This is a genomic window from Pseudomonas sp. S2_C11 (genome assembly GCF_054668395.1).
Genome location: NZ_CP162765.1, coordinates 3,388,256 through 3,409,361 on the forward strand (window position 1 = coordinate 3,388,256; position 21,106 = coordinate 3,409,361).

Sequence of the window (21,106 nt, forward strand, 5' to 3'; positions counted from 1 at the left end):
TCCCCCATTTATAGAAAGACCTGCGGGAGCGAGCCTGCTCGCGAAAGCGCAGTTCCAGTCAACGTTTCAGTTGCCTGATACACCGCATTCGCGAGCAGGCTCGCTCCCACATTGATATGTGCCAGGCACACAAAAGGTGTACACAAGGTTGTCACCATCGGTGCCATTTATGTGTGCACTTTCTGTTTTTACGCCCTGAAAAGTTACATCCCCCAGCAGAATCCCCTCTGCGTGCGCCCCCTGCAAAATCCCTCCCCCCAAAAAAATACCTGTTCAATCGATCAATTTATATCGCCGGTTTTTCAGTCACTTACCCCGCATTGATAACTATTCGAAATGAGGCCTGGCGCTTATAGATTCGCAACTGGCACAAATCTGGCTTTATCGCATACATGTTTTGTATACAAAACTGCAAAACATGCACACTTTCGATCCGCAAGCCTGAAGCGCCCTATCCCGTACAGGCTGCAGATGCCCCGTAACCAGTGATGTTTTCACCGCCGCGACGAAGATTTGTCGAGCCTGAGCGCTCATGCACAGTCATCGCGGGAGTGAACGTCAGGAGCCTGCCGGAATGCGTACAAGTCTTTCGAATAACATCGCGCTGAATCTGCCCTCCTCCACGCTTGATCAACCGTTGCCCGATGACGGACTGAGCGAGCCGCTGCAACTGAGCCCGCGTCTGCACAACAGCGATCTGGCGCCGACCAAAGCCGAAGGGCGGCGCTGGGGCCAGTACAGCATCTTCGCCCTGTGGACGAATGATGTGCACAACATCGCCAACTACTCGTTCGCCATCGGCTTGTATGCACTGGGTCTGGGCGGCTGGCAAATCCTCTTGTCACTGGGGATCGGCGCGGCGCTGGTGTACTTCTTCATGAACCTGTCCGGGTACATGGGGCAGAAAACCGGGGTGCCGTTTCCGGTGATCAGCCGGATCAGTTTTGGCATCCACGGTGCGCAAATTCCTGCATTGATCAGGGCGGTTATCGCCATCGCCTGGTTCGGTATTCAGACGTACCTCGCCTCGGTGGTATTCCGCGTCCTGCTGACCGCCGTGCATCCCGGCTTTGCCGAATACGATCACGACTCAATTCTGGGCCTGTCGAGTCTGGGCTGGGTGTGCTTTGTAGCAATCTGGCTGGTGCAACTGGCGATCCTCGCCTACGGCATGGAGATGGTGCGCCGTTACGAGGCATTTGCCGGGCCGGTGATTCTGCTGACCGTTGCTGCGCTCGCCGGGTGGATGTACTTCCAGGCCAACGCGACCATTGCCTGGTCGATCCGCGAGCCGCTGACCGGTGGCGAGATGTGGCGCAACATCTTTGCCGGCGGCGCGTTGTGGCTGGCGATCTACGGCACGCTGATCCTCAATTTCTGCGACTTCGCCCGTTCTTCGCCGTGCCGCAAAACCATCAAGGTGGGAAATTTCTGGGGCTTGCCGGTGAACATTCTGGTATTCGCCGCGATTACCGTGTTGCTGTGTGGCGCGCAGTTCCAGATCAACGGGCGAATCATCGAAAGCCCGACCGAAATCATCGCTTCAATCCCCAACACGTTCTTTCTGGTGCTCGGCTGCCTGGCTTTTCTGATCGTCACCGTTGCGGTGAACATCATGGCCAACTTCGTCGCCCCGGCGTTCGTCCTCAGCAACCTGGCGCCGAAGTACCTGACCTTCCGCCGCGCCGGGTTGATCAGCGCGACCATCGCCGTGCTGATCCTGCCGTGGAACCTCTACAACAGCCCGCTGGTGATCGTGTATTTCCTGTCGGGCCTCGGCGCCCTGCTCGGCCCGTTGTACGGGGTGATCATGGTCGACTACTGGCTGATCCGCAAAGGCCGGATCAACGTGCCGCAGCTCTACAGCGAAGATCCCAACGGCGCTTATTACTACAGCCGTGGCATCAATTTCCGCGCGGTGGCGGCGTTTATTCCTGCAGCGCTGATCGCCATCATCCTGGCGCTGGTGCCCGGTTTCCACAGCGTCTCACCGTTCTCCTGGCTGATCGGTGCCGGCATCGCCGGCATGCTTTACCTGATCGTCGCCAAACGCCACACCCATTACGCCGACGTCAGCGGCGAGTGCATCGCTGTGGATAACGTCAGCCACTGATCCCTTCGCGGCCCGGTTTTCGGGCCGCACCACTGCCCGCAATAAGGATTTTCCATGCGTATTCTCGTGGTCAACGTCAACACCACCGAATCCATCACCGACGCCATCGCCCGCTCGGCGCAGGCCGTCGCTTCGCCCGGTACCGAAATCGTCGGCCTGACGCCGTACTTCGGCGCCGAATCGATTGAAGGCAATTTCGAAAGTTACCTGGCCGCCATCGCCGTGATGGATCGAGTGATGTCTTACGATCAACCCTTCGATGCGGTGATCCAGGCCGGCTACGGCGAACATGGCCGCGAAGGCTTGCAGGAACTGCTCAACGTGCCAGTGGTGGATATCACTGACGCGGCGGCCAGCACCGCGATGTTTCTCGGCCATGCCTACTCGGTGGTGACCACACTGGATCGCACCGTGCCGCTAATCGAGGATCGGCTGAAATTGTCCGGTCTGTGGGATCGCTGTGCCTCGGTGCGCGCCAGTGGTCTGGCGGTTTTGGAGCTTGAACACGAACCGCAGCGCGCGCTGGAAGCGATCGTGCAGCAGGCCGAACTGGCGGTGACCCAGGACAAGGCCGAGGTGATTTGCCTGGGCTGCGGCGGCATGGCCGGGCTGGACGAGCAGATCCGCCGGCGCACCGGCGTGCCGGTGGTGGATGGCGTGACAGCCGCCGTGATGATTGCCGAGTCGCTGGTGCGTTTGAAGTTGTCGACGTCCAAGGTGCGCACTTATGCGACGCCACGGCCGAAGAACATTGTTGGTTGGGCGGAGCGCTTTGCTCGATAGACCGAGTTATCGTTCATCGCGGGCAAGCCCGCTCCCACAGGGTTTTGTGTTGTTTGCAAGATGTGTGAACAACTCAAAACTTGTGGGAGCGGGCTTGCCCGCGATAGCCGCAACTCGGTTTGATGCCTGGCTCAGATAGCACTAAACCGACGCCCCAGTCCCTGCTCAGCAAACTGTTCAATCACGAAATCCACAAACGCCCGGGTCTTGCCCGGCAACAATTTGTGCTCGGCGTAATAGATCGAAATGTTGCCGTCATCGACAAACCAGTCAGGCAGCACTCGCTGCAACGTCCCTGCGTGAACATACGCGACCGCAAACGGCATGCTCACCAGCGCAATGCCCAAACCTTGCATCGCCGTTGCACAGGCAGCCTCGGAATCACTCATGGTCATCCGCGCCCGCAATGTCAGCGGACTGTGTTGCTGATCGCGGTGAGTCAGTTGCCAGGAACGCACGCGCCCGGTCTGCGGTGAGCGAATCAGAATGCCGTCGTGTTGCCTGAGGTCATCGGGATGGCTGATCGGCGCATGTTTTTGCAGATAGTCCTCCGATGCCACCAACACCCGATGTGCCGGCGTCAGCTTGCGCGCAACCACGCCTTGTGGCAGTTCAAAGCCGCCACCAATCGCCGCGTCGAAGCCCTGCCCGATCAGGTCGACCTGGCGGTTATCGAAATGCCAGTCCGGGTTGATCGCCGGATAGCGCCGCAAGAACTCACCGAGCAGCGGCACGATATACAGACGACCGAACACCGTGCCCATGCTGACTTTCAGCGTGCCGGCCGGTTGCCCGCCGGCACTGGCCAGATTGGCCACGGCATTCTGGATGGTGGTCAGGCTGGCGCTGACTTCATTCAAAAACAGCTGCCCCGCTTCGGTCAACGTCAGGCTGCGGGTACTACGCTGGAACAGCCGCACGCCAAGCCGCGCTTCCAGTTTCGCCACGCTCTTGCCGACCGCCGCCGGGGTCAGGCTCAAGCGTCGCGCGGCTTCGGCAAAGCTGCCGACTTCGGCGCTGCGCACAAAGCATTCGATACTGCTGAACGTTTCCATGATCGCCACTATAAACTTCTGGTTTACACAGACTATAGCAATCATGGTCTACCCGGCTTCGGCGGTCATTAGAATCTAAAATGGAGTCATTACATTTTAAATTGAAGGAGCGCTGAAAGCCTTTAACAAGGTGCGCTGCCACCGACTGCAGGAAATGGGAGCTAGTGAGGGTAATGCTTCTAGTCAAGCAGTGCGGATTACGAACGGCGGCTGGCGGCCAAAAGCGGACGTTCGACTGATTAGAATGAAGTGATTAAAGCTGCACGACGAAGTTGGTCAGGGGAAATGGTAAAGGCTTAATACTCGCCCGAACGACTGACGCCACCCTATCTAACCCGAACATCCTGGCCGGTTGCTCGGGTCGAGTCCGCTTGTGCACTTGACTCCTTGGTTCGCCTCCAGCCATTTCGTATGATGAGCAACCTTAGTTTGGGATGCGTGGCGTGAAACCAACATCAAAAAAAGCTTCAATCAATCCGCCCGTACCAACCGGCGTCACCCAGAATTTAAGCGAGGCTGTAAGTCGGCTTTCTTGGGACGATTTACGGATCATCAAAACGCTAAGCGAATGCGGCAACAGAGCCACGACTGCTAAGCGGTTGGGAATCAATGTATCCACCGTATCGCGTCGTGTGGCTCAAGTGGAAAAGACACTTGGAGTCGCTTTATTTGACCACCGCCGCTCTGGGTACATGCTGACGCCCGAAGGTATTGAATTAAGAGCGCTCGCCGAACGCGTCGAGCTTGATATCGTCAGCGTTACACGTCGGGTTTCTCGGGCAGGTCAAGGGCTGCTTGGAAAGCTTAGGATCACTACCAGCGACTCCCTGCTGCTGTATTTTCTCACGCCGATCATCGCCGACTTCAAGGCACTTAATGAAGGAATTGCCATCGAGGTTCTGGTTGGCAACGAGACGTTAAGTCTGGCTCGCGATGAATCTGACGTAGCGGTGAGAGCGACCAAAAAACCTGCCGAAAGTCTAGTCGGGCGCAAGCTCGCTTCGATCGCATGGGCGCCTTATGGCAGCATAAAACAAGCGACTAGTGCCCCGTTCGCAGAAGGCCAACCGTGGGTGTCCTATTCCGCAGGATTATGTGGACTGAAGGCCAAAAGCTACGTCGAAGACAGAGTCAGCGCCGACTGTATTTCTTATCGTACGGACTCAGTCGCGGCCGCGAGCGTCGCCATTGCAGCAGGACTTGGTTATGGGTTTCTTCCGTGCATGCTGGGTGACATTACGCCTGGGTTAACACGCGTAGGGCCAGTTGTGCGCGAGCTACAGGACGAGCTCTGGCTGCTTACGCATCAGGACATTCGAAAGTCATGGAGAGTCAAAGCATTCATGACTTTTTGTGCAGCAGCCGTAGCGCATCAAAAGCCTTTGATCGAAGGGCAGCTGAATCTCCCGGTTGCGCAGGGCGAAACCGGGAGCGTCTCTTAGTCGGCGCTAGATCCGATGACAGCCTTGCAGACAATTTCAATCAGCTGTGAACGTTGAGCCAACCTGGATACACCGATGATATTGCTCGCGCACTGGGGCCGCTCAGTGCGATATGCGGCTTTGCGCACATCACCTACCACGGCGAATGCCGCGTCCATATCCAAGACGTAGAGCGTTTCTTCGACGACATCATTAAGAGTTGCTCCATAGAGCGCGAGCAACTTGGCGATGTTGTCGTAGGAGACGCGCATCTGCTCTCCTATCGATGAGAATTCGCTCGGTTTGCCCTCGCTATTCAGGGGCGCGGGAGCAACGAGATTACCCTCCTCATCGTGGTTGAACTGACCCGAGATATAGATCTCGTTTCCAACTTTTCTGGCCTGGGGGTAGCCGTAGCCCTCCTCCCATGAGACTCCCCAGTAAGCGGTGTTTTTGCCGTGCGGTTGTGAAGCAGCCATTGCTTTCTCCTTGCAGATGACGGATCGAATGACGTCGATTCGAGTTGTCGGGAAGCAGAGGCTAGCACTGGAAACACTATTGAAAATGCGCAATTTTGCGCCTCCAGCAGCGCAAAATTGCGCCCCCGTCACGACACGCATTCCGTTAAATTTTTTCCATCGACTGACCGCTGGATTGAGCTAATCAACCGGCTACCGGGAAAAAGGAATCAGGATGAAAAAGGAAACATGCGCGTCCTCACTTAAAGATTTGGCTAAACAAACCGGACATTTGAAACCTTGGCAGATCCAGCGCGCCAAGCAGGTGATGCTCGATAACTTGGACGCAGGTATCTCCGTGGCAGCTATCTCACAAGCGTGTGCGCTATCGCGCAGCCATTTCACCCGTCAGTTTAAAAGAAGCACTCTCGTCTCACCCAAAGAATGGATGCGAGAGCAGCGGATTTTGAGGGGCAAGCAGCTACTTCAGACGTCGAGATTGCTACTTGCGGACATTGCACTGGAGTGTGGCTTCTCTGACCAGTCACACTTTTGTCGAACATTCGTGCGAACCGAAGGTGTAACTCCGCGGGCTTGGAAGCAGAACAATCAATCGCCTGCGCTGTGACTTGATGAGCTGGATAGCGGAGCTAAGTTGTACCTGGAGGCTTAACCCTAGGAGGCGACGCATGTGAACGGCGCCTCGGTCGCATTACGGTAAACACACAATCATCGCCCGCTAGTGGCCGTTAACGGTCGAGTGCGAGCGTCTGCTTTTGGCCGTTTGCGGCCTTTCCCCAAGGACCCCTTTTGGGTCCAAAACGGTCATTCACGAATGCTTTTGGCCGGTTGTTATCGATTGCACTTTTCTAATCAGGAACTCGCCAGCCTCTCGTAATCGGAAAAAGGCTTAAGCGCGCAATATTGTACATGCAGAAGATTCTCTTTGAGGTAGGGAAGTGCTTCAATATATTTAAGAGGTTCTTCAAAAGTCATGGACTCAAGCTCAAATGCAGCGCCCGGACCATCGGCTAGTCTATGGATTGCACTCACAATGCCATCAGCAAACCCTTGCCACACATGGCGAACCTCCGGCACGGCTAGGCGTTTGAAGGCATCCGCTGCTCCATCAGCGCGACGAGTTAGGATAACGAAAGTCTTCACCGTAGCACCTCGGTTTCAGGTAACTGCGTCTGAGTTTTCTCGTCGTACGCAATGTGCGCCATGATTCCAGTCTGGCCGGGGGCGACGTCAGGCTTCAGCTCGTGAACGGGAGTGTAATCACCTCCGGCTTGAGGCCGGAACGGAATCGAGTCCTCTTCAAAGAGTGTCTCTAGACGGCTGCGCCAAGCCTCCTTGGCGGCAGCAGCTCCAGCGGCATTCAGACCACCAGTGCCGTAAACAGCAAACGTGGGGAGCACGTCGAATCCAGGAAAATAGAGCGAGCCGTGCGTAATCGGAAACAGCAACTGTTCAAGCGGGCCGTTGATTCCACGCGGTGAGTAGTCTGCGGCGGGTCCCCCGACGGTGACCGACAAGATGGCCCGCTTTCCCTTGAAGGCGCCATCTCCGTAGCGATAGGTGTTGCCTGCATCCTTGAAGTTGTGGGCAAGTCCGGCTGCCCAAACACGATCTATCCAACCCTTCATGATGGCCGGCATACCGTACCACCAGAGCGGGAATTGAAAGATAACAGCATCTGCCACTAACACCTTGTCCTGCTCTAACGCCACGTCCGATGTCTGGCAGCCTTGACGATAGGCGTGAGCGGACTCTGCGCCGAACGACAGCCGCTGAGGGTTGGCCCGCTGAGGAAAGTCGTTCTCGTCAAGTATCGCTTTCCAGCCCATGGCGTATAGATCGGATTGCAGGACCTCGTGTCCTTGCGCAGTCAAGCATTCAACAGACAGATCCACCAGTTGCCGCGTTAGCGACGAAGGCTCGGGATGGGCATAGATGATCAGTACTTTTTTCGACATGAAGGACAGCTCCGCTGTGATTTCGAAGGAGTGTCGCGGGGCTCGGGCCATCTGTGAAATCGCAAAATTTTGCTGCTAACATAAGATCGATGGATACCAGACGCCTTGATCTAAATCTGCTTGTGACATTGGAGGCCCTTCTCATTGAGCAGAACGTGACACGGGCTGCCGCCCGTCTGCATTTGAGCCAGCCAGCAGTCAGCGCTCAGTTGAGCCGTCTGCGCGACGTCTTCAACGACCCTCTTCTGATCCCCGCGCAGCGTGGAATGACGCCCACCGTCAAAGCCTTGGAGCTGCTCGTGCCGCTTCGCCAGGCACTTGACCAGGTAAGGGCGACCGTCACTACTCACCTGAATTTCGAGCCCGCGACGGCGAGCCTGACGGTATCAATCGCCTGCACGGATTACGTGCAGGCGGTTTTGATCAAACATCTCGTTGTCGCCATGCGACGCGAAGCGCCGGGTGTCCGCATCGCACTGCGCATCCTGGACGTACCACAGCTGGAGCTGCAGATGACCCGCGGCGAGGTGGATCTGGCCGTGATAAACATGAACGGGGTTCCGCCCGCACTGCACTCGCAACACCTCTATGATGAGAGTTACGTGCTGATCGGGCGTCGTGGGCATCCAAGCCTGCGCGCGGGCCTGACCGTGGATGAGTTCGCGGAGCTGGAACATGTCGTGGTGTCACTGCGCGGCGGAGGCTTCTCTACCTCGGTGGATCACGCCTTGGTAGCGCGCGGGCTGCGGCGTAACGTCGTTCATTCAGCGTCGTCATTCCTTCCAGTACCGGAGTTGGTCGCGCAGTCGGATTGTGTGGCCCTGGTTCCAAGTCGTCTTGTAGAAGGTCGCAGCGAGCAACTGCTGTGCGTAGCCCCTCCATTGCCGGTGGAAGGTTTTGCGATTGGCTTGTTCTGGCATGAGCGGTCGGATGGGCACGCAGGCTTCAGATGGGTGCGGGAGCTAATCGCTCTCGTAGCCGGTTCTCGGACATCTATTCTCACAGAGTAGATACTGGTTCAACTGAATCCAACAGTCTGGCTATGTAGTTAGTCGCATTATGAGAATCTGACTTCATAAAGTGCAGGTGTATTTGATGCCTGCGCCAGATATGGCTTCGAACTTGAATTAGTGATCGTCTGCATCTGCCCGACCCCATAAAAAAAATGCCTTGATTACGGCGACGAAAGACCGCCCCCTGAGATTTAAGATCTAAAATGCGGCAGAGGCGTATTGCCTCAAATTTTGCCTAGCGAAGCACAGAAGAAAGTTTGTCCATTATTTACTTTGTGCAGTTCGAACAAAGTGACTTTTGGAACGAAATTGGCCGACAGCTACGGTCATGATGGGCGAGAATCAGCTCTACGCTACTGTGAAGTAACGATCCGATGTAGGCGCTGAAGTCTGATATGGAAGACCAATACCGGCTTGCCGGTGTTTGTCATCTCGACTGAAAGGTTAGGTGTCATCTTGTCTAGTGCGCACTCAGTCGCGCCAGTAGCCCTCACCCGCTCGAACTGTAAGGCAGTCGGACTTTCGCTTAGTTACTTGATTCCTGTCTCGACGCATTCGTTACGCGGATAGACTCTTTAACACCAGGGCGTTCGAACGCGACTCCATTGCCTGCCGCATTGTCGTAAACAATACGCGGGTCGTTGAGATTCCCGATGGTATTTCGTACCTTCCATCGCTTCGGTCGAGTTGAAGAAATCTTCCCTCTGGCCCAATTCACCCGCCAAGCCATTGTCGGCTACCGAAGTAGAGGTCGCACCAGGAGAGCTATCTGCGATGCCCGGCACAGAGCCGGAGTTGGCCAGCCAATCAACGACGAAATGTTATTTTCATGGGTTCGATGTGCCCTTGACGCTTAACATTTGGTTAATGGAAACGCCTTTAGCTGGTTCCGAGTGAGCGAAGCGAATGGTTTGAATGTACCGTTAAGCCGCGCCAAGGCGTGTCCGAATCCTACGACGCACGCGCGAGCCACCATATGCGCCAGCTAAGAATGTAAGCGACCACGCTAGTAGAAATGCCAACCCAATGACCACTAATGGGCCTATCGGAAAGAATAGAACGTGGTACAGAAACTGTCCTGTAACGCTGCCAAGATACAGCATCCAAATAGACTTGGGCGCAAGAAACCCTGAAACGAGTCCAGCAAGAACGAGGGCTGCGAAGTAGTATACGCCATCTGCATCCCACGGTTCCGCGTGCCCAGTTACCATAGGCGAAAAAGCCCAGATTAGGGCGCCGGCAAAAGCTGCACCTAAGAACGATGGGATCAAATGTCGGTTCATGATAACGTCCTTGCGTTTGGTTAAGGGGGGGCTGTAGCCCGTCCCAAGTGAATGCAGCGAATAGCCTGACCGCTTGTTCTAGTCCACTGATATTGAGCCTCCAAAGCCCATATGCAGTGTTCTTGACTACAGCAGCTGACACCACTCCATCAGTGCGAAGGGAGTCATCTGAGAAAACCCACTATTTGTCTATGCCGCCAAAGGGAAGTCAATCCACGGATGGCCGGCCACCACGCAGCACTGAAAGTGAATGAATGCTCCGAGAGGCGACATTAAAAGCTACTCGTACCAAACCAGCTAGACGTCGTAAACACTAAACGCTAATAGCGGTCTCAAGGCTGTCTAATGGGGGCATCGATAAAGCCTAGAAATCACAGCGAAAGAAACCGACCAAAGCAGATCTGTGTTAGCTACGCCCTTGAAACAGCAAACTTTAAGGGATAATGCAGGTATAAACGGAGGATTAATCGTATCCGCCTCATGCCGTTATACTAATTTGCGGGCCAGTTTGACATTGCCTGATCGACCACCATTTCCAGCATTCCCCGCTCAAAACCCGCCTTTGCCTGAACCGCCATGCCATGAAGCATGGCGCATACGTAAGCGGCCAATACCGAACAATTAGCTGTTGCAGGCAAATCCCCTTCCCGTTGTGCACGTTCGAAGCGTTCTCGCAGCGATGACTCGCCAGCGGCGCGAGCCTCTATAAGCGCTTGCCGAATCGGTTCTACATCATCCGAACCGGCAATTGCCCCATGGATGCCCAGACATCCAGTGTGCTCTGGATAACGAGTATTCAACTCGACGGCGCTACGCAAAACGTGCAGAGCCACCTGGCGTGACGTCGGCAGCTCCAGCGCCGCACGAAAGAACGAGAGGTGATGGTCGTAGTACCGCTCAAGAGCCCGCAGAAAGAGCGATTGTTTGTTGCCGAAAGCCGAATATAACCCAGGACGCTCAACCCCTGTCGCCTGCGTTAGATCAGTATATGACGTACCTTCGTAGCCTTTGCGCCAAAACACAGCAAGCGCCGCGTCAAGCGCGAGATTTACGTCGAACTCACGATGACGTCCCATTCCGCTACCTCCATAATTTCATAACGGCCGATATTAATAGACTTGACGAATTACGTCCAAAACCATAACGTTCGTTACCATAATGCTTATTACCAAATCGGCGAGGTTTCATATGCAAAAGCAATTGTTGGGTAAGGTTGCGCTGGTGACCGGAGGCTCCCGCGGCCTTGGCGCCGTCACGGCGCAATGTCTTGCCGATCAGGGTGCGGACGTTGCAATCAGCTATGTGGCATCTGCCGAAAAAGCGGAGGCTGTCGTTGCGAAGCTAAAGGCCAAGGGCGTCCGTGCTCTGGCAATCAGAAGTGATCAAGCTGATATGTCCGCTGCGAAGCCGCTGGTCGATAAAGTGGTCGCTTATTTCGGCAAGCTCGACATTCTCGTCAACAACGCCGCTATCGCCGTGCAAGGCCAGACGGTTGACGATCCCAAACTAGATGTCTTGAACCTCGACCGACAATGGCAGATAAACGTCTTGGGGCCGGTGAGCGTCACGCGCGCAGCTGCTCCCGTTCTATCGAATGGCGGTCGTATCATCTTCATCGGCTCGTTGCTGGGTACCCATGTCCCATTTCAGGGCGCAGCTGACTACGCCGGTTCCAAAGCCGCCCTGATTGGTTATGCCAAAGGCGTAGCGCGCGATCTGGGCAGTCGCAATATCACGGTGAACGTCGTCCAACCCGGCGTAATGCCCACCGATATGTCTGCGCAAGTGCTAGGCGATGACGGAGCCCCCGACGCACTGCTGGATCTGCACCCTATCCGCCGTATTGCTACGCTGGAAGAGGTATCAGCCCTTATTAGCTTCCTTGCGGGGCCTAACGGCGGTTACATGACTGGCGATGTGCTCAATGTAGCTGGTGGGTTAGCTATCTAAATCACACCATACTGGCGCTTCAGATACACCTGCAGGACGGCGGTCTTCTATCACGCCGCTGTCTTCAAATGTGGATAGAGTATATGACTACCATTGGCATCATCGGCGCTGGCGAAGTCGGAAGTCAGATTGCACGCGCCGCTACCGCGAACGGCTATAACGTTGTCATCTCCAACTCCCGCGGCCCCGACACGCTTAAGGATCTAGTCGACGAACTAGGCCCACTCGCGCACGCTGCTACTGCCCGAGATGCTGCTGCACTAGGCGAGTTTGTCGTAATAGCGGTACCCCTTAAGCTGGAAAACAACATGCCCGCGGCAGAGCTAGCCGGCAAAATTGTCATTGACACCAATAACTATATGATCTGGCGAGACGGCCACTATCCGATGATCGACTCGAACGAAAAAACCGCTCACCAATTGCGTCAGGAGCAGCTTCCCGCTTCCAAGGTGGTAAAGGCTTTCACGCATATACGGGCTTCGCGCATCACGCTCTGGAACCGCGCAAAGGGCTCACCAGAGCGTCTCGCCCTAGCGCTATCCAGTGACTTTCCAGAAGCTGCGGAACGGGTGGCGCAACTATATGATCAGTTTGGTTTTGACGCCGTCGATCACAGCCCATTGAGCGAGTCGTGGCGTAATGCGCCAGGTCAACCGGCTTGGCGGCAAGAGCGACAAACTCAGGACGAACTGAAAGCCAATCTAGCCAAGGCAGACCCTGCACTTACCTCCAATGGCGGTTGACCCTCATTCCTTGATGTCTCTTAGGCCTTGTACTGCGAACGCGCCGATATTTAGCAAATAAGCATCCGTGCGCAGGTTGGCTATAAATGTTTGCCACCCAACATCATCTGAGATGCGATTAGCCGGGCTCCTTCACGTTGGATTCGCAATTCAGAACCCGCTTTCGACGCTTCAATCTCTTCAGAGATGACTATCTATTGCTGATAGAAAATTCGGCCAAACGCAAGTTGAGCCTGCCTATGTATCTCGCAAGGTGATTACCACTTTTTCAAGCCGGTGGCTACGTTAAGACCAGCGATTAAGCTGCCCCAACGACGAGCAGCTTTGTCGCACTCCCCACCTCCACTATTGCTGCAAAAGAATACTTTTTCAAATAGCCGCAACTAATCCCGCTGCACTTGCAGTTCAATCACTTCCCCGCCCTCCTTCCTGAGTCTTTCCAGGTACGCACACGCCTCGATTAGCTGATAAGGAAAATAGAGACCCGCCGGAGTGGGCGGCTCGCCGTCAAGCCCTAGCAATCGCTCCAGCAACATCGCCACACTTAGCCCTGTGAGCGCTGCTGCTCCCGATGGGTGCACGAGGGCATGGCGAGTGTGAAGCGGGCGGTTTTCGTGGTCCTCACCAATCATTTCGATAAGTATTTCAGTCGACATCGGAAGGCCAGCGCGACGGGAAGAACTCACCCCGCTACCGAGATTAAACTGCACATTAGGCGCTTCAGTAGCGGCCGCCAAACCAGCAACATCGATTGAGGAAAACCCCGTTGCCTGCATCGGTGTACCATCCAGCGCAAGAAACGTTACTTTTGCATCGTCGCCTTCTCGCCATATAAAATTGTGGTCGCGCCGAGTCAGTGCGAATGGCAACATTTTATTCAAATGTTCGAAATCCTTGGCCACTGTAGGCCCGCCGCCATCCTGTTCGTCGACCAATGCGTCAATACGGATGTGGCTTATTCGGGCAAACGCATTAGCAATATGCAGCGTTCCAACAGTGGTTGCCCCCACAAGCCACTCATAACCCAACACCACGGGCGCAGCGCCAGGGTTATGAATGAACCTCGCGATCTGAGGCGCGATTTCGAAGACGCCGGACGAAATACTGAGGTGTGGCACTCTGCGCCTCTGCGCAAATCGTAGTCCATCGAGGGCATGATCCATATAGAAAATCGCCACCGCGCTGACTTGGCAATCACCTAATCCCAGGTCATCAGCAGCAAAATCTATAACCACTCCCCGTGCGCCGCCAATCTCTTGCGCAGCTCGCTGAGCTTTTGTCAGATTTCGGCCACCTATCAGTAAAGGAATGTCGGGATAAACTGCACGCAAAGCTTTAGCTGAGCGATGACCAATGGCTCCAGAGCCACCGAGGAACAAAATTGGATGAAGCGACATAGGTATTCCTCCTGAGCTTTTTAGGCTGCGACATAGTATTGGTAAGCGCCTCGTCGCGATGGTTCCGAGTTGTTGCCTAAGCCCTAGAGCGCGGCAGCTATTTTTTTCATAAAGATTTCTCTTGTTATTAGCAAGCGAACCGATCTCAATCGACGGACTGTGAGTTTCACAGGTGTCATATCTGCCTAAGGCTCCTGTCTCTCAACCAAACCGTCCGAGGCTGCGGGTGAGCAGGCACCTCGGAATGAGCACGGTCCAGTCCTTTCCATTCTGAGTTCAACTGCACTCGAATCAGCTCTCAAGCAATTGTGCTCGCAGCATCCACCAAAAGTAGATCGACTAATTTAAGCAAATTCAGTTAAACGACTCATTCGAGATAATCACCTCCCCCCTCAATTCATTTTTATGACGGAGAACACAATTCGGTAATGAAAGCGCTTGCCGGCTTACCAGGCATCAGCGAAGATCCTCGCTCAACAGAAAATTGCGGGGTAAAATACCCATACTATACAAACGCACATCACTCGAATGAAATCAGTCTGTTGGATTACGGAAGCTAATATATTTTGCGACGTAATGGACGCACACTCTTTTTTTTATTTAGCAGAAACGTATGTCTGAAATAGATTTAACTATAATTACAATATGCTCATTGACCATTAGTGCTTTGGCAGCAGGCTATATGCTTCTGCTGACTAAATTAGGCATAAGGCACCCCGCACTTTTACACTGGATTGGCTCATGCGTTATTTTTGTTTTTGCAAGCCTGCTTGCGGCATCTCGCCTGTATCAAGTCACTCCCTTAATCAGCGTCTGGCTTGCTCACTGTTTATTAGCATTACCACCCGTTCTGATCGCGACCGGGCTATTGCGCTTTTTTCATGGCACTGAAAGATCCTTGCCGACACATTTGGTCGGCACCGCTATGGCAGCCTACTCTACGCTGCTTTTTTATACATATGAGTTATCCCATAGCGCGCCGATTCTAACGGCGGCATTCATAGCATTAGCATGCTTTTGGTGTATTGCACTGCTAGCTTCAAATTCAACTCAGCGCTTAACATGCGGCCTGTTGCAAAGTATCTTGACCATGCATGCGCTAACTATGTGCGCCGAAGTTTTTCTGTACACTTATCAATGGCAAACAATGCCACAAGGGCACGAAAAGGTTTATTTGAAGCTCGCACTAGTCAGCCACCTACTGCTAACGACAATAGCCAGCATGCTGCTACCGCTGCTGTTATTTATGGATCGAGAAAGATACCTCATGTTGCAGGCGGACAGAGATGACCTGACACAGCTACCTAATCGCCGCCATTTTTTACGTGAATCTGCAGCCGGCATTGACAATAACGACGGGATGTTACCGACAACAATTATGATGCTTGATTTAGACAACTTTAAATCCATTAATGATACTTTTGGTCACGCCATTGGTGATGCCGCGCTAAAGAAGGTTGCAAGCATACTTAAAATTGAACTACGCCAAGCTGATTTTATCGGTCGCTTAGGCGGCGAGGAGTTTGCCATAGTGATGATCGGCCTCGATGAAGCGGGAGCTCGTACAACTGCTGAACGCTTGCGTCAGAAGATCGAACTTCATGCTCGCATCATTGAGGGCAAACAGCTTAATCTTACGATCAGCATCGGTGCAACTTTCTCTTACGCACGTGACAGCTCAGTTTTCCAAGCTTTGATGAAAACAGCAGATGACGCTTTGTTTGAAGCAAAACGCCGCGGTCGCAATCGCGTAATTTTTGACTCTAGTAAAGCCAACGTACGGATCGGCTGACTTACTATGCACAGCACATTTCTGCTTTCGATACCTCGGTTTTAATGATCCGCGCCAATCCATTGCCTACCCAGACCCTGCGGTAAAACATAAATCGATGAAATTCAACACTCAATAATGCGCTGAAATATGGATCAACATCGCACTTGCGTCTAAAACGCCTGTCGCATTGTGAAAAAATTTACAAATCGATTTGAGACTCAATTAAGCAGGCGCAAGGAAAAACCATCAATTAAAATATTGACTGACTATAACTTTTTTCGTGATCACTGTAGGTTTTTAATAACAGCGTCATGATTTGTAGTATAACTACTCCATAGGACGCGCAACGCATAAAGATCTGCCGACAAATCTCAGACTTAACGTAGCAGCGCGCACTTAAATTCTTGCGTAGCGTTTTTACGCAGCCTGGTTCGATAGCAGTCACCTTTGAAAAGATTGCATTCGACCAAAAACGATTGCTCGCTGGCTCCATTAAGCTAGCTGAACAAGCCTTTCCAGATACCGGAAAAGCTAACCGCTAATTAGCGAACCGAGTTATGGATTTAGCCTGAATGTTGATAGGTGGCTCTGGGACTGATCGGACACGATTTCACTATTTTACATTGCTTTCCTCTCCTATCTGAAACGGAACATCAGCCTTTACATCGTCGTTCCCAGTCTTAACGTTCACATTGTTATAGCGTTTTCCATCCCAGCAGCAAAAGATTCTCCCCAGCTGAAGGTTGGGCCCAAGGCTACCTATGAGTCTGCTGTCGGCGCCTGCGGTTAACATGCAGTTTTTCCCGACGGTCAGCTTGCAGCGTTCCCCAACCATCAACACGAAATCGTCGCCAGCGGTCAATTTGCCATTGAAAATTAAGAAGTCGCTTTACGCAAAATTTTCAACGCAGTGCTATTGCAAGGGCGAGAACTTGGTACGGTCAAGCAGATGGCATTTCTGACTGAGGCCTAGAAATAGCATAGTATAAAGGGAGGTATGTAAATGCCACGCAGAGGTATCTAACAGCCCATTGCGCCTATGAATGGCAGGGATTTGAATTAGTCGGCCATCAAAATTACCAGCGAGTTGGTCTTTAAGGGTGGTAGGTATGCGGATTGTGCATTGCTATTTTCGCAAGCACACTCGGCTCCACAGAATTTCTAGTTTATGAATTACGGTTTTGCAGCCAGCTCAAAAATCCGCCTTTCTTAATTTGCACCGGCTTCGCCAGCAACGCCAACCGGCCGTTCTGTTGGCGGACCGCTTGCAGCTTGTTCAAAGCTCGACCTACATCCACGCGCTTTTCCATGTATTCACGGGTCAGGGATTTGTCGATTCGGTAGATGATGCAGGAGGTCAACGCGGTAAACGTGGCTTGGGACGGTTCATCGTTGAGAATGCTCTGTTCACCCATCAGTTCGCTCGGGCCCATTCGCCCAACTTCGGTTTGCAATGCGCCATCTAGTACCGTTGCGCTCACCACCCCGGTTGCGATCACCATCAAACTGTCAGGCACTTCCCCCACTTCCAGCACCAACTGGCCCGCAGCATACTGTTGCGCCACCATCGATTGCGCCATTTGATCTCGCTCATCCTCGCTCAGAGAGCGAAACACTTTCACCTCATTCAGAAGCGTACGCGCGCGAGTTGTGGGTTCAATCACACCATCGAGCTGGCGGGAAATACCGGCCGCTTCGAGGTGTCGGTGTGCCAGGTCGAACAGTTGATTGCGCACTTGGCTTTTCTTGCCAAGTTCTGCAACGAAACCGCTGGCCACGTATTCGGACATGGTTTCCCCGGCTTCTTTCAACACCGCTTTCGGCGCAGGGCTTAGCAGCAATTGGCTGCTGCCTTGAAGTGTGCGCTCCAGGGCATCCAACACCCGACGCGGACGAACATAATTAGGTACCTTTAAGCTGATCGACACGCCATGCACATTATTAGGCCGGCTCAGGTTGACGATTTTAGCCTTGGCCGCCACTGAGTTTGGCACCACCGCGGTGCTGCCGGCGCTGGTTAGCAGGTGCGTCGCGCGCCAGTCGATGTCAAGGACCTTGCCCTCGACGCCGTCTATCACGATCCAGTCATCCACTTGATAGGGCTTAGTAGTGTTGAGCACAATCCCAGAAAACACGTCGCTCAAAGTGCTTTGCAACGCCAGGCCTACGACGATGGCCACAACCCCTGAGGTCGCTAGCAGGCCCTTAACGGGTAACTCGAGCACATAACCCGCCGCCGCGACGCCGGCAACCAAAAACACCAGTGCGCCGAAAACGTCCTGGAGCAACCGGCCGCTGTGCCCGATGCGACGCATCAGCAACAGGCCGATGACTTCGGTGAGGACCCGCGCCGCGTAAAGCCACCAGAGAATGCCCAAGGCAGTAGCGCCCAATTGCGCGACTCGATCCTCGGCCAACAGCGGCGCCTGAAGCGGGCTGACGCCGGCGTTGATGATCAGCGTACTAAATAATAAAAACAGCCCCAGACGCACCCCCACCCGCGTCACGCGATGGCTAAAGGGCGCGACGTGCCAGAGCAAGGCGTCGATCAGCAGCAGCAAGGCACTCCATGCCAAAAGGTGGGCGTAGAAGAAGGACATGGGTTACTCCGGGGGGGGCTGGTTGACGCTATCGACGTCACATAAGCCCAGCGACTGTTTGATAAGTGTATAGACGATAATCCGTTTAGATGAGAACTAACAGTCTGGAAGCTCCCGAAATATGAAGACCGATGTCCTCGCTTTCAGGTTAAGTGGTTGGGCTTGCTCGGCTTCTCACTGCCCGCTGAAATCATAAACCCAGGCCCAAATTACAAAAGAGTTAGCTTCATAAGAGGTGCGCCGATTGGGCGATCCAGCTTGATGTCAGGATTGTATCTTCGATGCGATAAAAACTCTTTATCAGACGGTTTTTATGTCTTGACCCATGTTAACTACCGACGACGCCAGCTCCTGACCATTCTTGGTGTGGGTCAATGCCACATCCGTTTGACAGGGTGAACGCGAATGGCTGGAGATAAGTGGTGCTGCATTGGGTTGGGATTTCTATTGCAAACGGAGAGTAGTAGCTGAATGATAGCCTCATGGCCTTATCAACGACACGCTCTACAACGTTTTCGGACATTTACCTAGCAACTTTCATTAATCGAAATAGCTAGCACGTACTGATTCTGCGGCAACAATGTCATCACGTCCATCTTCAAAGTTTGGGATTATAAAATAATATCATATATCCGTCACACTAGAACAATAGTGCGGTGAGTCTGAGCAGTCTAGCAAATGGCTGGAGATTACCCTTCCAGATTAGTACACACTTAGGCCGTAGGCAACCATACCAACCTGACCGTCCATCCGCATCAAACTTAACCAACCTCCTTCGCAATCAGACACAGCACTTAGTGCGCAAAATAAATAATGAAAATTTCACAATCACTCCCTTGCATGTGATGAAACCGCAAGCGAAATAAAACATATTTGCTCCAAATAAACACATTCGAAATTTCTGGCCGGTGCGCGAGCGGTTGTTATGGTAAACAATTTGGACTTGCTGCCGGGAAATGTGAGGGTGTTTATTGCGATTTTGGTGCCGCACACCAGCGCGACCTTAGTACGTCCAACTAGAGGCGGATACATAATTCAGAAGTTGAGCAACCAATTTTTAAAATTCGGAAATTGACCTATTTGAATGCCTTTCGCAGGTCATCAATGACTTGAATGACCGGAGGGCCTTGGATAGCGGATGGACCAGAGCACTCTCCAAACTCGCGCCAGATGAAGAGTGTCAGCTCTGCCCCATCGGTCAGCGTTTGCGCATTTTCCTTCGACCCAAAGGTATTTAAAATCCGGTAACGGGCGTCTTTCCAAAACAGCTCTTCAACCCAGTGATATACCGGAATGAAGTGAAAGTGGATCGGGTAGCTGGGATCGTGACCGAACCGGCTTATGTACAGCCATTTCGGATTCATCTGCAACTGGATGGTGTTCTGAACAGTTGCTAGTAGTCCGCCCAACTCGATTAGCGCGTCGCTGGGTAGGTCGCCCAAGGAATGCACGTACGCTTTAGACCCGAGCACCAAGTAACCGGGAAGAGTGGATGACATGTGGTGATTGACGATCCAGTGGGTCGTTTCATGAATGATAAATTGAGATGGAATTTTCATGCGTTGATGCCTTTCGTTCGACGGACGCGCAATACGCGGAGATTTGTTCAATTGGGTTAGGGAGACCAAAAGGTTGCGGTCTATCCTACAAAGCTCACGGCCGCGCAGAAGCCAAGCTAAACAGCCTTGAGGAGAAATTTTAACACCCCCAAAAACGCTCTCGATAGTACATTTGTGCTCTTCATAACGCATAAGTGCACTCTAGAATTTCTTTGAGCGATTGACGCGACGAAAATCATCATTAGTTACAAATCATCTCTAACTTTTGCCACCTTCAGGTCGGTATTTCTAGCAGTCGCTGGTCACCATTAACGTGATGCGCCTGCCGTGGAGTACCAAAAAATCGGCGATGACGCAGATGCGACGAACGCAACTATGCGAGAACTCCGGGCACAGTTGCGATCACCATTGCTGATCCGCAAGTTGAGACTGGCTTGAGACCAGAAGACGAATTTATCTACGTTCAATCAACCGGGCACGGATGTCAGCGACCGCAGCCTGAATCTCCATGACTTTTTCCACGCTCATGCCCACTGCCGACTGAATGCAATCTGGAACCTTGAGTGCATCAGACTTCAATGCTCTGCCCTTGTCCGTCAGTTTGACCCGCACCTGGCGCTCATCTTTCGGATCGCGGGAACGGTTTATGAACCCTGCACTTTCCAGACGCTTAACCAATGGCGTTAGGGTGCTTGACTCCAAAAATAGCTTGCTACCCAGATCCTTGATGATCTGATCATCCTTTGCCCAAAGCGCAACCATTAGCAAATATTGCGGATACGTTAGGCCTAATGCCTCCAATATCGGACGGTAGAACTGCGTGAAAGCATGTCCTGTTGAGTAGATCGTGAAGCACAAAAACTCATTCAATGGTGCGAAATCGTCTTCCGAAATTTCCAGTTTATTCACCTGCCTCTCCTAAGCTGCGTGGGATACCAAACTATTACGCGCGCGATTCAATCGCAAGCTATTGACAAA

17 protein-coding genes are annotated in these 21,106 nt (G+C 53.2%); 8 read left to right on the forward strand and 9 right to left on the reverse strand.

The genetic code is table 11. The annotated features are described in order from the left end of the window. The first annotated feature begins 574 nt into the window (after positions 1 to 574). Positions 575 to 2,113 (forward strand): NCS1 family nucleobase:cation symporter-1, encoded by a 1,539-nt coding sequence (locus AB4N48_RS15265; RefSeq protein ID WP_150635875.1) that lies wholly within the window; start codon positions 575 to 577, stop codon positions 2,111 to 2,113. A gap of 54 nt (positions 2,114 to 2,167) precedes the next feature. Beyond that, positions 2,168 to 2,896: an aspartate/glutamate racemase family protein gene (locus AB4N48_RS15270; protein WP_095180831.1), complete on the forward strand. Its 729-nt coding sequence runs from the start codon at positions 2,168 to 2,170 to the stop codon at positions 2,894 to 2,896. Positions 2,897 to 3,027: 131 nt separating this feature from the next. Here the strand turns inward: AB4N48_RS15270 and AB4N48_RS15275 are convergent, their stop codons facing one another. Then, on the reverse strand, positions 3,028 to 3,951 hold the full coding sequence (locus AB4N48_RS15275) for a LysR family transcriptional regulator (protein WP_460093872.1): 924 nt from the start codon (positions 3,949 to 3,951) through the stop codon (positions 3,028 to 3,030). A gap of 434 nt (positions 3,952 to 4,385) precedes the next feature. On the opposite strand from AB4N48_RS15275, the gene AB4N48_RS15280 reads away from it, so the two are divergent. Then, the gene (locus AB4N48_RS15280; protein WP_122611937.1) at positions 4,386 to 5,393 is read left to right on the forward strand and encodes a LysR family transcriptional regulator; all 1,008 of its coding nucleotides are present in this window, start codon (positions 4,386 to 4,388) and stop codon (positions 5,391 to 5,393) included. Here AB4N48_RS15280 and AB4N48_RS15285 read toward each other — a convergent pair. Next, positions 5,390 to 5,851 carry a Rid family hydrolase gene (locus AB4N48_RS15285; RefSeq protein ID WP_122611936.1) on the reverse strand — a complete coding sequence of 154 codons (462 nt, stop codon included), beginning with the start codon at positions 5,849 to 5,851 and terminating at the stop codon, positions 5,390 to 5,392. The genes AB4N48_RS15280 and AB4N48_RS15285 overlap by 4 nt on opposite strands. 214 nt (positions 5,852 to 6,065) lie before the next feature. Here AB4N48_RS15285 and AB4N48_RS15290 point away from each other — a divergent pair, with 214 nt between their 5' ends. After that, a complete protein-coding gene (locus tag AB4N48_RS15290) occupies positions 6,066 to 6,458 on the forward strand; it encodes a helix-turn-helix domain-containing protein (RefSeq protein ID WP_122611935.1) in 393 nt (130 codons plus the stop codon). 245 nt (positions 6,459 to 6,703) lie between these two features. Here the strand turns inward: AB4N48_RS15290 and AB4N48_RS15295 are convergent, their stop codons facing one another. Continuing rightward, positions 6,704 to 6,994, reverse strand: coding sequence for a hypothetical protein (locus AB4N48_RS15295; protein ID WP_122611934.1), 291 nt, complete (start codon positions 6,992 to 6,994; stop codon positions 6,704 to 6,706). Continuing rightward, positions 6,991 to 7,809, reverse strand: coding sequence for an NAD(P)H-dependent oxidoreductase (locus AB4N48_RS15300; RefSeq protein WP_122611947.1), 819 nt, complete (start codon positions 7,807 to 7,809; stop codon positions 6,991 to 6,993). The genes AB4N48_RS15295 and AB4N48_RS15300 overlap by 4 nt, the downstream gene beginning before the upstream one ends. An 89-nt stretch (positions 7,810 to 7,898) precedes the next feature. Between AB4N48_RS15300 and AB4N48_RS15305 the strand changes: the two genes are divergently transcribed. Continuing rightward, positions 7,899 to 8,819: a LysR family transcriptional regulator gene (locus tag AB4N48_RS15305; protein WP_122611946.1), complete on the forward strand. Its 921-nt coding sequence runs from the start codon at positions 7,899 to 7,901 to the stop codon at positions 8,817 to 8,819. Positions 8,820 to 10,596: 1,777 nt separating this feature from the next. Here the strand turns inward: AB4N48_RS15305 and AB4N48_RS15310 are convergent. Then, complete coding sequence (locus tag AB4N48_RS15310; RefSeq protein ID WP_122611932.1) at positions 10,597 to 11,181, reverse strand: TetR/AcrR family transcriptional regulator; 585 nt, start codon at positions 11,179 to 11,181, stop codon at positions 10,597 to 10,599. Between the two features lie 112 nt (positions 11,182 to 11,293). On the opposite strand from AB4N48_RS15310, the gene AB4N48_RS15315 reads away from it, so the two are divergent. Together AB4N48_RS15315 and AB4N48_RS15320 are read left to right on the forward strand one after the other, a co-directional pair. Then, positions 11,294 to 12,055 carry an SDR family oxidoreductase gene (locus AB4N48_RS15315; RefSeq protein ID WP_122611945.1) on the forward strand — a complete coding sequence of 254 codons (762 nt, stop codon included), beginning with the start codon at positions 11,294 to 11,296 and terminating at the stop codon, positions 12,053 to 12,055. Positions 12,056 to 12,138: 83 nt separating this feature from the next. Then, the gene (locus AB4N48_RS15320) at positions 12,139 to 12,798 is read left to right on the forward strand and encodes an NAD(P)-binding domain-containing protein (RefSeq protein ID WP_122611944.1); all 660 of its coding nucleotides are present in this window, start codon (positions 12,139 to 12,141) and stop codon (positions 12,796 to 12,798) included. 383 nt (positions 12,799 to 13,181) lie between these two features. On the opposite strand, the gene AB4N48_RS15325 is transcribed toward AB4N48_RS15320, so the two are convergent. Further along, positions 13,182 to 14,195, reverse strand: a complete 1,014-nt coding sequence (locus tag AB4N48_RS15325; RefSeq protein WP_122611931.1) for an NAD(P)-dependent oxidoreductase — start codon at positions 14,193 to 14,195, stop codon at positions 13,182 to 13,184. A gap of 613 nt (positions 14,196 to 14,808) precedes the next feature. On the opposite strand from AB4N48_RS15325, the gene AB4N48_RS15330 reads away from it, so the two are divergent. Further along, positions 14,809 to 15,987, forward strand: coding sequence for a GGDEF domain-containing protein (locus AB4N48_RS15330; protein WP_122611930.1), 1,179 nt, complete (start codon positions 14,809 to 14,811; stop codon positions 15,985 to 15,987). 1,148 nt (positions 15,988 to 17,135) lie between these two features. Here the strand turns inward: AB4N48_RS15330 and AB4N48_RS15335 are convergent. From AB4N48_RS15335 to AB4N48_RS15345, 3 genes are all read right to left on the reverse strand, one after another. Continuing rightward, positions 17,136 to 18,569: a mechanosensitive ion channel family protein gene (locus AB4N48_RS15335; RefSeq protein ID WP_122880140.1), complete on the reverse strand. Its 1,434-nt coding sequence runs from the start codon at positions 18,567 to 18,569 to the stop codon at positions 17,136 to 17,138. Positions 18,570 to 19,645: 1,076 nt separating this feature from the next. Further along, positions 19,646 to 20,128, reverse strand: a complete 483-nt coding sequence (locus AB4N48_RS15340) for an HIT family protein (RefSeq protein ID WP_122611928.1) — start codon at positions 20,126 to 20,128, stop codon at positions 19,646 to 19,648. Between the two features lie 453 nt (positions 20,129 to 20,581). After that, on the reverse strand, positions 20,582 to 21,037 hold the full coding sequence (locus AB4N48_RS15345) for a MarR family transcriptional regulator (RefSeq protein ID WP_122611927.1): 456 nt from the start codon (positions 21,035 to 21,037) through the stop codon (positions 20,582 to 20,584). Between the last annotated feature and the right edge of the window lie 69 nt (positions 21,038 to 21,106).